This is a genomic window from Mesorhizobium sp. M8A.F.Ca.ET.165.01.1.1 (assembly GCF_004792065.1).
Taxonomy (GTDB): domain Bacteria; phylum Pseudomonadota; class Alphaproteobacteria; order Rhizobiales; family Rhizobiaceae; genus Mesorhizobium.
The window spans coordinates 656,421-669,341 of record NZ_SRTH01000001.1 but is presented as its reverse complement, the minus strand read 5'-3'; the positions used below and the strand labels follow the sequence as shown (position 1 = coordinate 669,341).

Sequence of the window (12,921 nt, the reverse complement as noted above, 5' to 3'; positions counted from 1 at the left end):
CGCGGAGCCGGGTTGCATGGTTGAGCGAAGCGGATGGAAAGCGATCGAGATTATTGCCGTGGTAGCCGCTTTGCGAGCCAGCGACCCTGCTCTGCACAGCCGGAACTGGCGGGGAAGCGAGGGGAAGCTCCTTGCTTCCCATGGGATCGGCAAGGGCATCCGCAGCCGATCAGGATGATAAAAGCGAAGCTTACTCTTATAATGTTGCGGAAAGACGTGGATTTTACAAAGAAACGTACTATTTGCCTCGTTGGTGGGGGGCGAAATCAAACGTCGCTCAATTCATCCGATAGAAAAAGGGAAATTATATGAGCACTGCTCTCGAACAAGGCAACCAACTGGACACCGTGTCGATAACGGCTGACATTGTCGCCGCCTATGTATCGAACAATCCAGTACCGGTTGGCGAGTTGCCGAAGTTGATCGGCGATATCCATGCCGCTCTGAACGGCATCGGGACGCCAGCGGTAGAACCGGTGGTCAAGCAGGAGCCGGCAGTATCGATCAAGAAGTCGGTGACGCCGGACTTCATCATCTGTCTGGAAGATGGAAAGAAATTCAAATCGCTAAAGCGGCATCTTCAGCACTTTGACCTGACCCCCGACCAATATCGGCAGAAATGGAACCTGCCGGCCGATTACCCGATGGTGGCGCCGAACTATGCGGCGACCCGATCGGCCCTGGCGAAATCAATTGGACTCGGGCGCAAAGCGCCGGCGCCCACATCTACCGCGGCAGAAAAGCGCAAACCGGTTGTGCGCGCGGCGGCAGCGCGAACAACTGTGGCAGCAGTCAAGTCGCCGGCGAAGAAGCCGCGCAAGGCGGCTGCAAAGGCTTAATCTGGCGCGTCTGACAAGAGGTCGCGCTCAGGCGGACCTGAACATGAGGAAGCCCCGCCTTGCGGCGGGGCTTCCTGCTTTGTCGGATCACTCCGCCGCGCGGCGGGACCAGATGAGCGAGAAGTCGCCCTCGGTGTCGGTCTCGACCAGGCTCGCATAGATCGGAGCGGGGAAGCTGGGATCGTCGAGCTTGACGGAGTGGTAGTCGCGGCCCTCGCGCGAGGTCTTCTTCCAGGCGGCCCCGAACTCGGTGGCGCCGGCAAAGATGCGGAAATCGGGTCCCTTTTCATTTTCGCCATCGGCCGGAGAGAAAGTCACCGTCTTGACGTTGAGGTTGAGGGTCTTGACCGAGCCGGAGAAGCCCTTCGCGGTGCGGGAGAAAGTGCCGATCGTAGCCATTGTGGTGGTTCCTTCTGTTTTTCTCGGGCCGCGCCCATCGCGGCCTCGATGGTGGTCGTGAGACCGGAGACGATCGGTCCGCACCCTGAAGGGGCTGGAACGAAGTGAAAGACGGCGGCGCGAGGCTTTCTTGGATCGCGAGGAATGGACGCGCAGCGGACAGGGGAAGAAAACGCAGCGCCGTCGTTGCGGGAAGACGATCGAGACTGAGTGAAGCGAAGGCGGTCTTCGGTCAGACCCAATCCATTCGAGGACGCCGTGGGCGCAGCTTAGAGTTGGCGGAAGGAACCACAACCAGGCTGCGATCTGTCACAGCTGGTGTCGTCCGTGCCGTGGCGCTTCTCCCCTGTCAAAGAACTGGCCAAAACGCCCGGAGAGTGCGGTCCGTCCTCCAACTGATGAAAAAGAACGACCGATTTCCTTCGTGTTGGGCTGACCCGCCATCGAGTTTCGGGCAGCTCCGAAGACGACCGACTGATCGCTCAACGCAACGGCTTCCAAGCCACCATCCCTCATGACGATTTTCGCGTTTCAGTCGACTGGATGCGAGCCCGGTTGAGATCGATGGCAGGAACATTTCATCACACCGGGTGCTCCGCCGCATCGCCGAATGACCCGACTATGCCGACTTCCGCGCACGGTGAGGCATTGCCGGGAATGGGACGCATCCGCATAGGCACCTCATGCAGAATATCGCGTCACATGGCTGGGCGATGGCACGCCGGGGAGACATTCGTGTCGGGGACGTTCTGGTTCCACCGCTTGCAAAACTTCGTGCTGTCGAGGTTTCCGGCCGCGCCAATGGCGCGGCCGAAAAATTCGTGAAAGGCATGCCGGAGCCGCGTGGCGGCTCCGGCCCGCTATGGGTCATTCGGCGGCGACGTTGAAGGCCTCGGCGTCCTCGATCGAGTCAGGCTGAAAGGGGTTCGTGTCCAGCCCGGAAACGTCCGCCGATCTGGCATCTGCTGCCTCGTCCCGCCGTTCAGCTGACATCGCAAGCTGCTCGGTGCGCAAGACCGCAGGTAGCCATCCGGTCCCGGCGAGCAACTGCTCGGCGGCTTCCGCCATTGGCTGCTTTTTCAGGTCCAAGAGCCTTTCCGCCGCCTCTTCGCTGGCAGCTTCTCGCACGGCGTCGAGGATATGTGCCTTCGTGATGCGACCGAGATACGTCTCGACGGTCGGCATCCAATGTGCCGTCATGTCGAGGTTGACCGCTGTCGCCAGCCTGTTCGCAGTCTCGTGGGCGCGAGGCTTGCGCTCCCAAGGCTGCTTTACGGCATTGACGGTGAGCGAGGCGCAATGGGCGAACAACGCCATGACGCTGGCATGGTCGAGCGAGGCGACAAAGCCCCACAGGTCAGCCACATCGCGCGGCATGTCAGCCGCCCATCCCGCATGCCTATCTGCCAGCGCCTTGCCCGCTGCCGTGTCCTCGATGCCGTCCGCGTGACCGGCGAGATAGACACTGCTGGGGCGGATTTCGAGGCAGTGGGCCTCAGCACCCTGATAGAACGTCTGCGCGGCAAGCGTATGGGTCACCGCGACAAGCGCGATGTCCGGCTGTTCGCCAAGCGCAAGGCGAAGCCCAAGCGTCCGATGAGCGGTCAAGTCGCGAATGAGAAGGTCCGACAACGGCTTGCCGTCATCCTCCGCTTCTTCGTCGCTGCCGCTGCCGTCTTCGATGATCTCGCCATCGTCGTTGACGGCGTAGTCCTCGCCGTCTGGCCGCGTTTCCGCTTCCGGCCCCGCCTGCTCATCCTCGGCGCGGATGAAGCCACGTTCGATGCGCGCCGCTCCGTCATGGGAAAGCACGACGAACACGCCACCACGCGAAACAATATCAGGATCGAAGGCGTGACGCAGAGCGTCGATGCGCTCGATTTCGGCTTCAAGCTTACCGAAACGCTGATCGACATCGGTGGGCAGTTCCTCGGCGCTATCCCATTCTACCGTGAGTCGGTTGAACTCGTCGGATGCCGTTGCGTAGGCGGCTTCGTCTTCCACCGACAATTCCACTGGTTCCGGGTAGGTGCGGCGCAACCCGTTTGCGTGGGGGTAGTCGATATGAACATCTGTCCATTTCCAGCCTTCGGCCTGCCTGACGGTTTCGGAGATGCCTTGCAGCTTCTCGATCACCAAGCGGTCAAGCAACGCGGCATCTTCGTAGAAGCCGCCACGATCCTCGGTGAAGAGGTCGCGCAGGATGGCGCCACCAGCTTCCATATAGGCTTCCGCGCCGATGAAGACGGCTCGCCGGTCGTTCGCTGCAACATGCGTCCGCGTCAGTTCGCGGCGGATGATGTAGGGCTCTCGATTGTAGGTGAGGCTTTCGAAAACCTGCTCCTGCCGGGCGTGATCGTCAGTGATGGCGAAGGCCATCAACTGGTCGAGGCTCAGCTCGCCGTCGCGATAGACCTGCATCAGCTTGGAGCTGACCGCGCCGAGACGCAGGCGCTGCCGCACGACATGCGCGGTAATGCCGAAGCGAGCGGCGATTTCCTCAGCACCCCATCCACGTTCCTCGTGAAGCTCGCGGAACGCCTCGAACTGATCTGCGGGGTGCATCGCCTCGCGGGTGATGTTTTCGTCCAGGCTGATCTCGCGCGCATCGTTGATGGTGTCGATGATGCAGCGGACCGGTTCGGTCTTCTTGATCTGCTTGCGCTTCACCCGCAGCAACTGCGCCAGCCTGCGGCCTTCGCCGATGCTGACGAAATAGAAGCCGGTTTCCGCGCCCTCGCCGTCAAGTTCCGGCTCAACCACAAGGTTTTGCAGGATGCCCTTGGCGGCGATGCTCGCCGCATAGGCCTCGATGATCGCCTCGCTGTGCGGGATTTTGCGCGCATTGCGGGGCGACTTTTTCAGCCTGTTCAGTGGGATGAAAACCTCTTTGCCTCTCTCGCCGGCAGTTGTGGTCTTCGCATTTGTCACGTTGATCGTCATGGTTCTGATCCTTTCCCGTTGGATGCCGAAGGCATGCCCCTCGGCATGCCTTCCGGGGGCGCGTGAGCGCGCGGCAGAGAGGGGGGCGAATGCCGGCGAGCGGAGCTGGGCTGCGCGTCGAGCGGGGCGGATCGGATCAGGCCATGCGGTGAGGATCATTCACCGCCTTGCGAGCGAGCGGCCCCCGCTCTGCGCAGGCGGCATTCGCGGGGGAGAGATGGTCAAGACCATCTCTCCCCTTTTGAAACGTGTCCATATTGTGGACTTCGGGCTACGGTGCCGGCTCCTTAGTCCCAGCGTTTTCAAGTTCCAGATTGGAACCATGCAAAATTTCAGCGCTCTATGTTCCGAAGCTTACTCTGATCGCCAACGGGTTTACGGGACGATATACTGTTCTCATAAGAGTCTTTGTGGCTATAGCTAAGAATTAATATGCGTTCCCAAGGTTGGATTCTTCCTGAGTCGAAGCGTGGCGGAGGGTCGAAGGCGTCTCCGTTTTTCTTTGCCCCTCACCTCTGTGTCCTCACCTCGATGGAATTTGGCTTCGGCAGTTATGGGTGGGTTCGAGACGCGATCGTCGCTGTTCAAAAACAGTCGATACTGTTGCTCTCCCGATGGTGCTAGCGTGAACTCATATAGGATTCGCGCGAAAGTCGCCTATTGTGCGCTGACGGCTACTCGGTGCGCCGATGTGCGCCCTGGCCTAGTTGGTAAAATGGCTTGCCGCCTTATTAAGCGTTGAGCAGGAAGCGCAAGCCGCGCTGCAGCGACCATGAGATTTTGGAGGTACTAAGTGTCTGAGGTGGGTCGCTACTGCTGCTTCAACTGTCCTGCACCGGACAACCGCCTGAAGCGGCTTTCCGATGTCTGTCCGGATTGCGGACTGGAGTATGGCTTTCCGTTGACGCGCGCGCCTTCGACCATTGCCAAATTTGCGGTAGAGCGTCCACTCGGACGCGGCTTCTACGGAGCAGCGTTCGTGGCTCGGCGCCAAGGGCCTGTCCGGGCTCTTCGCGTCCTGAAGGTCTCACCCAAGGCGATGTATGAGCGATTCGATAAGTCATTCGCGGAGGAGATTCGCCGGCATGCTGAGGTAGCAGAGGGCGCAGAATTTGTGGTCGGTGTTGAGGACATGTTCGATACGGATGTGTCATTCGGTGACGTGGTAATTCCCTGTCACGTTGCTGAACTGCAGTTTATCGAGGGAGAACCTCTCCAGGACTATGTTGAAGGCAAGCTGCCCCTGAGCGCTGCTGAGGCGGCACAAATTGTCTGCGATCTTTTTCGCATGCGAGAGGAATTCGAGCTTCGCCTTCGGCACCATAACGATTTGCACGCGGCAAATATTGTCGTGCAGCGGTTGCCAAAGCCCGCATGGCGGCGAGGCGACACTATTGAACCCGCGATACGGGCGGTAGCGATAGACCTCGGTTCAGCTGCGGGTGACCGGCGGTCAGGCGACGGGTACGTCGGGGATCTACATTGGATCGGAAGGCATGTTAAGGCGATAGCCGATCGCCTGCTCAAGGACGGAGACGGGGCAGCGGATCTTGAAAAGCGAATGGCGCTCAAGTTGCTGTCAATTGCGCAGTCTGTCGCTGGAACGACGGAGAACCAGCGAACGCCCTCCGCCGAGGACATGGTCCGGCAAATCAGGGATGAGTATCACCAAGTGGCGGAGCCATGGCGACCGTGGCGCAACAATCTGATCTTGCGGCGTTTTGAAGAGTCGTACAACGCCCAGACGATGGAAGCTTGGTACGTGCCGCGACTACTCGTCGACCCAGATGGCAACTGGGTCAAACGGGTGAGCGCCCCGGGACCTCTCGTGATGACCGGAATGCGGGGGTGCGGGAAGACTATGCTTCTCCAGTCCGTACAATTCCACGCTAGGGCTGCGACCCGCGCCCAGGAAAGTGACGGGGATGCCCTGAAACGCGTGAGTGCCGACGGCTATATCGGGTTGTTCGTCTCGGCACAGCGGTTGATCCCCGTCGGGACCGGAGATCGGCAGCCATCCGCTGATGAGCTCTACGCGCGCCTCTTGGTCGCATACGCTGCCGCGGCCGCGCGGGCGATGGCCCATCTCGCGGACTTGGACTCCACCGCAGTCGAGCCGGACGCGCCTACAAGAATAGCGCGTGCAGTAGCGGAGGTTGTAACGCCGGAGCCCAATATGCCGGAGCCAGCTACAATTGAGCAGCTGGAGCGGTACATGATCGAGCTACTCGTCCGGGTCAGCCGCACCGACAGTTGCCATACGCTGGCGACCACCCCCGCTACGGCCTTTCCGCACTTGGCGGAGGCCATACGCGGCGCGGCGCGGATTTGGCGTGGAGCGCAAATCCTCTTTCTGCTCGATGACGTCTCGACGCGCTACCTGGACAAAAACAGGATCGAGGAGTTGCTCTCGGCGCTCATTTTTCAACACCAAGTTTGCGCATTCAAACTAACATCCGAGGCCCAGACCATCTTCCTAACGCTTAAGTCGCCGGGTCAGGTGCATCCTGCATCTGCAGGCCGGGATTTTCAGACTTTTGACCTCGGGGCAGAGGTCTATGAGCAGCTGAAACGGCCGGGCGGCGGCAAAGCTTTCATAAATGAGATCCTTCGCGCGCGAGCGCGTTTTTATTCTGGGCACCCTAATGCTCTTCCGAAGGACGTGCTCGGGGATGTCGACCTCGAGACAATCGCGCGTGCAATCGTTTCTACGCAGCCGACCTCAACCGATAGGAAAAGGCTCTACCGCGGGCTGAGCGCACTTGCGGGTGTTTGCGTGGGCGATATTGGCAGCGTGATACAGATCTACCAGCAGATTCTTGCTCGGGGCGGGAGGACCTTGCCGGTACTGGCGCAGGTGCAAAACGACGCCTTTCAGGATTTCTGCGCCCGCTACCTGTACCATTTGGATAGGCGCGGCAGCGACCTCAAGTCGGTGGCGATGAGCTTTGCGGACGCGTCCTATCAATTGCTGATGCAATCGGGCAAGGATCCTCTTTCCAAAAGGCTGCGCCAGTACACGTCCATCTACATCCGGATCACCTCTGGGGACGTAGAGGGGCAGATGGAGCGGCTCAGAGAGCTGGTCGATGCCGGCGTGTTTGTATTTACAGGCGCGGCCCCACGCACGAAAACTCGCGATTCCAATCCCACGCAGCAGTTCCAGCTTACCTACAGAAAAATTTACGGGCTGGTGAACTTCATCGGTTTGTCCGAGCGTGATCGTTTTGAGCTTTCTGGAGAGGGTCTTCAGGATTGGCTCTCTAACCCGGCGGGAGGGAGAGAGATACTCCTCAGGAATCTAGCCAAGCCGGGCGCATGGCGCGATGAGGAGTTCGACGAGCTGCCTGTAGAGAAACCCCGCGAGTTTGATCGCGCGCTGCCCGTGCAACTGTTACTTCCCGAGAATGCCCCAGCCGTAGCGGCGCCATTGGTGCCGGGCGGGCATACTTCCGTCATCGCACTGCCGATGGTCTCACGGCTGGATGCAAATGTACTGCCCCAATCCATCCGCACCCTGGTAGTCGGCTTGGGGTTTGAGGACAGGACACCAGTCTCTTTGGAGAGACTCCTGGAGCGTATGCGTCCGTCGCGGATCGTGGCCGTACGCTACTCAGACCCAGGTCACACAGATCGAATGCTCCAGATGGCCTCGTCGCGTGGCATCCCGGTCGAGGACATTGCTTATGAGCAATTGCATGCGGGCGTCCTTCCAAATTTTGTCGGTGAAGTAGCAATCGACATTACCGGGCTTGCGAAGCCAGCGCTTTTTCGAATGGTCAAGAGCGCCGTGTCAAGCGACGCGGATGTGATCCTCGCCTACACGGGTGCCGAGCTTTACTCGCCGCGCGAAGCCGATCTGACAGCGGTTCTTGAGGCCCACGCCTCCTATAACAGGCACGACACGCTGGCGGCCCTCAAACATGTGTTGACTGGCGAACAGGGACCCTATGCGCCGGTCTCGCTGCTCACCACGGAAACGGACGGCACGCGGAATCGTGGACTTTGTGCCTTCGCCTCCGCGAAACACGAACGAATCCTGCATCTGATCGGGCAACGCGAGTACGACACCGTCGAGATTATGGTGGACAAGGCGGATACGGCCCGAGCGAAAGTCGCTGAGATGGCGGCCAGAGTAGCCCTGGAGGAGTGCCGGGCGGGCGACGTTGTCGCAGCGGACGCAACTGATCTCCAAGCAGTACTCGCGATCCTAGGAAAGCGTCACCAAGAGTGGTACGTCGAGGGCGGGCTGAACTTCGAACTCGGGCTGACGGGGAACAAAATCCAAGCCGCTGCGGCAGCCATCCTTAGTGCGGTCCTGCCTGTGAATGAAGTTTGGTACGTTGCTCCCTCAACCTTTGACGTGAGCCGATTTACTGTCGGTGTCGGATCGTCAACCTATTACCGAATCGCTGGTGCGTCGCAATTGAATACGACCTGGCCTCAGCCGACTGCCATCACCTCCGGGTCTTTAGGAGCTACAAATGACAACCCTAATTGACTCTGAAATCAATACTGAGATGGAGCTTGGCCGACTTATTAGGAATGGCGATGCGGGGCAGGCCAGCGGTGCATGCTATGAGTTGCGGCTCGGAAACGTGTACTACGACCTGACGGAGAGTGACCGGCCAATCCACGTTGCCGTGGGTCAGGACATCCTCATCAAGCCCGGACACCGTGTTGTCCTCATCACACACGAGGAACTCGAAGTCCCGAAAAACGTATTGACCCGGATAGTCAGTAAGGGATCGTTGTTCAGTGTAGGCCTGAGCCCCGTCGCCACCTATGCTGACCCCGGCTTTTCTGGAAACTTGGGCATAGTGACCCAGAACATCAGCGACAAATATATCGTGCTGCCGCAGCTTGTGCCAATAGCCAAAGCGGACTTCACACGACTGACGGGCAATGTGAATCATCCCTACAGTGGCCAGCATGGCTTCCGCACGCAGATCTGGCCGATCAAACACCAGCTTCAAAAGTCCCATGCGGAAGTGGCTGCTGATCCTCGAGTCGGAACTGAAAAGGAGGAGGGCTACCGCCTTCTTCCGGAAGCCACCGCGAACGTGCTCCGGAAACTGGAGCGCCGCCAGCTGTTGACTGATGCAGCCATCGTGCTCGCAGTAGTACTCAACGCCGCTGCCATCTTTTTAGTGGGAAATAATTTTCTCGACAACTTCCAAGGTCTCGTGGGAAATCTCGTCGCCAGTGTGTTGGTGGGTATTGTCGTAATCTACACGAACAGGAAGGGATGACATGGAGCTTGCGGCGCTTGTTGAGAGCCAGATCGCCGCAGACAGGCGTCGCGGTTTTCCAGTCGACTTCGACAGCGAGGCAGGGCGTCTCGCCCAGCTTGAAAAAGATCTTATCGGTCTTATGGGTGAAGTGGGAGAGTTCGCCAACGTCCTTAAGAAGGTGCGTCTCGCGGTTGCTCACAAGGACTATAGGGGACCATCCCTGGGAGAGGTTGCGCCAGATCTCCGCGAGGAACTCGCTGACGTGCTCATCTATCTTATCCGCCTTTCGGTCATCCTTGGAGGCAACCTGGAGAACGACCTTATCCGCAAGATGAGAATAAATGACGGTAGGTACGGTCCACTTGAGCAGTGAACGACTGAAGTTCTTTGTCGGCGTCAACACTGGATATGTGACCGATGGTAAGCTTGAGCAACGATTCGTCGATTTCTACCGTCGCCGAAGCTCGCCAGCGTTGCACTGCGCGATTGTTGGGAACGTTGTCATACCAGGTGGGCATGGAAGCAATTCCCGCACGCCCACGATCTCGTGCGCATCCGATTGGGCCAAACTAGCTGGCGAGATCGCCAGAAAGGGATCGCTGCCCGGCATCCAACTGTCGACGACATGGGAAGGCTACTCCGGATCGAGGAGCTTTCGCTCGCCTGCGGCGCGTGAGACGATCGGGCGGGCACGTGAGCTAGTCAGAGAGCTGGGTCCCGCAAGGATCGCAGCAGCACTTAGGGCTCTAGACAAAGCGTCTGACATCGCAGTAGAGGCTGGCTTCCGCCATCTGCAGGTGCACGCGGCTCATGGCTATCTCTTCAGTCTGCTGGTGGATGAGCGCCTTAATGAACACGCATCCAGGGTGCTGAAACGGCTGAGCGAGTGGGCGGAGCGGCATACCGCGGTCGGCATCGAAACTTCGATCCGCATCTCCCTCCGGACAGGCGATAGCGACTTTGACGCGCACGGCCGAAATCGCTTTCTTGCACAGATGGCGACCCTACCGTTTGACTTCGTCGACGTCTCCTCGGGTTTCTACGACATCGACAAGCGACTTATCTACCCCGGGCGACCGGACGTGCTCAAGACCCGCCGCACCGAGACGATTGAGTTCGCCCGTAACTTTCCCGAGCGCCGCTTCATCCTCTCAGGCAGGGCTTTGATGCAGCCTGATCACGATCTCCCACCGAACCTCCATCTCGGATTCTGCCGCGATCTTGTGGCTAATCCTGACTATCTGACGGATCAAAGCAGAGGCTGCGCCAACTCGGGCAAGTGTCATTACTTCTCTCGGGGCGGCGATCACATCACATGCTCGCAATGGGCAAATCAGGCCTGAGATGCGACATCCTGGCTATCCGCCTGCAGTCTCGCGTTGATATACCCATCTTCAAGCGTGAGCGCGGTACCGGTGCAACGGTATTATGGCCAACTCTCCACTCTGATGAACGAGCATGATCTGCCTGGACTTCTTGCGTCGTCCCGTGCTTCGATCGCGTTATGGACGGAGCCCCAACCGGAACAGATTGGATGCCGGGCGAGATCGACTTGATCGTTGCCGACTATTTCGCCATGCTCGGATTGGAGCTGCGGGGCGAGCCGTTCATAAAGGCGCAACGCAACGCCGCACTTCAGGGTTTGACCGGACGCTCGAAGGGGTCGATTGAGTTCAAGCACCAGAACATCAGCGCCGTGCTCCTCCGACTGGGCATACCGTGGATCGTCGGCTACAAGCCGATGGCGAATTTCCAGAAGGCCCTGGTCGACGGCGTCGAGCGCTTCCTAGACGCGCGACCTACGTTCATCGAAAGCGATCTGTTGACGATCGCCCCGCAATTTGCTGAGAGCGGGACGATCTTCCTTGAACCCGCGCCGCAACCATCAACTGGGCAGTCCGACTCGCCAGCGTTCGTTGAACGCCTCGTTCGAAAATTCGATCCGGCGGCTCGCGACGCCAGCAACCGAGCGCTTGGCAGACGCGGCGAAGAGCGAGCCTTCTTCTCCGAACAGGTGGTCCTTCGAGCCAACGGACGCGACGACCTCGCCCGGAAAGTGCGTTGGGTTTCGGTGGAAGACGGCGACGGTGCCGGCTACGACATACGCTCCTTCGACCCATCCGGTGCTGAACGTCTCATTGAGGTCAAGACGACCACGGGCCACAAGACCACACCCTTCTACCTCTCGGAGAACGAGCGTGCCCTCTCGGAAGAACAACCAGATGCATTTCGCCTGGTGCGGCTGTACGATTTTGCGCACGAGCTCCGTGGGTTCGAACTTTTGCCACCGCTGGCGGACAGCATCCTACTCAGGCCGTTGAACTGGACGGCATCGTTTGGTTGACTATGCGACCCGCCTGGTCCGCTCCAACGCGGCGACCGACATTTCGACGAGCGGCTGAATAAGAGCCTTGGCCATCTGCACCGGAACGGCGTTTCCCACTTGGACGCCGCCGGCCATAAGGCCGCCCTCGAAGACGAACCAGTCCGGAAAGCTCTGAAACCTGGCCGCCTGCCTCAATGTAATTCCATGATTCTCGGTTGGATGGACGAACCGTCCCTTAGACGGATTAATACATGCGGTAGTCATCGTTGGGCCGGGACGACTCGGGTCTATGCGGCCATAGACATCAAAATGGCCGCGATGGTTTTGATGACACGCCAATTGGCGTCCTGAGTCGGTTCGCGAGCCGCCGTTATGCGGCGTCTTGGCAAATGCCGCAGTCAAAGCGGCGCCGTGATTCATGTGAATGTCATTAGGATCATCCGGAGCCGCAAGTCTCGCAAATATCTCCGAAGCTGACCGCCAAGCCGGACGTCCATCGTCCAACGCGACTGCAGGATCTACATGAGTCTGCTCGGGAGGCCATGCCGGGATGTCGACCCGCTTCTTATCATAGCCCAATAGGAACACGCGACGGCGATTTTGAGGAACCCCATAGTCACGGGCATTCAGAACAACGGGCTCGAGCATACCATAACCCGCAGCGGCAGCCATCGAGTAGAACCCTTCCAGAAACGCACTGTGCCGGGGCCAGAGGAGGCCTGGTACGTTCTCGACCAAGAAAAAAGACGGCCGCAGCGCGCGGACGTACTCGAAATAGCGCAAAAGGAGTCGGTTGCGCGGATCCCCGACACCGGCGTTCCGCAGTCGATGCGCGGAGAAACCCTGGCATGGCGGGCCTCCAAGCATGAGATCACAGTCGCCTGGCATTAATCCAGCCTGCGTCATGAACGTTTGATGATCCAGCTTGAGAATATCGTCCTCAAAGAGCAGGCCTTTCGTCTGCCCGCGGTCTACGAGGTTTCGTCGATAGGATTGCGCTGCATAGCGGTTATTCTCAATGGCGGCGGCAATGTCTGCGCCCGCCAGGGTCGCACCCAGCGAAAAACCGCCGGCACCGGCGAACAAATCCACAGCTACGGGGCGCCGAACCGATGGCCATGGTCCTGCGACTTGGGAATCAGTTGTCTGCATATATTGGATCGCCCCCTCAAAGCCTACC

Annotated in this window: 9 protein-coding genes; 6 read left to right on the top strand and 3 right to left on the bottom strand. The window is 59.3% G+C overall.

What is annotated here, in order from left to right; all coding sequences use genetic code 11:
• Positions 1 to 308 precede the first annotated feature (308 nt).
• Entirely contained in the window at positions 309 to 839 is a 531-nt protein-coding gene (locus EN808_RS03180; protein ID WP_135915114.1) for a MucR family transcriptional regulator, read from the top strand.
• Between the two features lie 87 nt (positions 840 to 926).
• Here the strand turns inward: EN808_RS03180 and EN808_RS03175 are convergent, their stop codons facing one another.
• Both EN808_RS03175 and EN808_RS03170 read right to left on the bottom strand, forming a co-directional pair.
• A complete protein-coding gene (locus EN808_RS03175; RefSeq protein WP_135915113.1) occupies positions 927 to 1,238 on the bottom strand; it encodes a DUF736 domain-containing protein in 312 nt (103 codons plus the stop codon).
• 867 nt (positions 1,239 to 2,105) lie between these two features.
• Complete coding sequence (locus EN808_RS03170) at positions 2,106 to 4,181, bottom strand: ParB/Srx family N-terminal domain-containing protein (protein ID WP_135915112.1); 2,076 nt, start codon at positions 4,179 to 4,181, stop codon at positions 2,106 to 2,108.
• 793 nt (positions 4,182 to 4,974) lie between these two features.
• Between EN808_RS03170 and EN808_RS03165 the strand changes: the two genes are divergently transcribed.
• The 5 genes from EN808_RS03165 (at position 4,975) to EN808_RS03145 (ending at position 11,759) form a co-directional block, all read left to right on the top strand.
• Positions 4,975 to 8,682 (top strand): hypothetical protein, encoded by a 3,708-nt coding sequence (locus EN808_RS03165; protein ID WP_135915111.1) that lies wholly within the window; start codon positions 4,975 to 4,977, stop codon positions 8,680 to 8,682.
• On the top strand, positions 8,666 to 9,433 hold the full coding sequence (locus EN808_RS03160; protein ID WP_135915110.1) for a hypothetical protein: 768 nt from the start codon (positions 8,666 to 8,668) through the stop codon (positions 9,431 to 9,433). Before EN808_RS03165 ends, EN808_RS03160 begins: the two co-directional genes overlap by 17 nt.
• Position 9,434: 1 nt before the next feature.
• Entirely contained in the window at positions 9,435 to 9,788 is a 354-nt protein-coding gene (locus EN808_RS03155; RefSeq protein WP_135915109.1) for a MazG nucleotide pyrophosphohydrolase domain-containing protein, read from the top strand.
• Entirely contained in the window at positions 9,778 to 10,758 is a 981-nt protein-coding gene (locus EN808_RS03150; protein ID WP_189524045.1) for a hypothetical protein, read from the top strand. The genes EN808_RS03155 and EN808_RS03150 overlap by 11 nt, the downstream gene beginning before the upstream one ends.
• A gap of 191 nt (positions 10,759 to 10,949) precedes the next feature.
• Positions 10,950 to 11,759, top strand: coding sequence for a DUF3883 domain-containing protein (locus tag EN808_RS03145; protein WP_135915107.1), 810 nt, complete (start codon positions 10,950 to 10,952; stop codon positions 11,757 to 11,759).
• Here EN808_RS03145 and EN808_RS03140 read toward each other — a convergent pair whose 3' ends face one another.
• Positions 11,760 to 12,833 carry a DNA cytosine methyltransferase gene (locus EN808_RS03140; protein ID WP_245525025.1) on the bottom strand — a complete coding sequence of 358 codons (1,074 nt, stop codon included), beginning with the start codon at positions 12,831 to 12,833 and terminating at the stop codon, positions 11,760 to 11,762. It abuts the gene before it with no gap.
• Positions 12,834 to 12,921 lie beyond the last annotated feature (88 nt).

What these genes read in the sequence shown, in the direction of transcription:
- EN808_RS03180 (WP_135915114.1), top strand. Translation starts at nt 309, where the DNA reads ATGAGCACTGCTCTCGAACAAGGCAACCAACTGGACACCGTGTCGATA.
- EN808_RS03175 (WP_135915113.1), bottom strand. Translation starts at nt 1,238, where the DNA reads ATGGCTACGATCGGCACTTTCTCCCGCACCGCGAAGGGCTTCTCCGGC.
- EN808_RS03170 (WP_135915112.1), bottom strand. Translation starts at nt 4,181, where the DNA reads ATGACGATCAACGTGACAAATGCGAAGACCACAACTGCCGGCGAGAGA.
- EN808_RS03160 (WP_135915110.1), top strand. Translation starts at nt 8,666, where the DNA reads ATGACAACCCTAATTGACTCTGAAATCAATACTGAGATGGAGCTTGGC.
- EN808_RS03155 (WP_135915109.1), top strand. Translation starts at nt 9,435, where the DNA reads ATGGAGCTTGCGGCGCTTGTTGAGAGCCAGATCGCCGCAGACAGGCGT.
- EN808_RS03145 (WP_135915107.1), top strand. Translation starts at nt 10,950, where the DNA reads ATGCCGGGCGAGATCGACTTGATCGTTGCCGACTATTTCGCCATGCTC.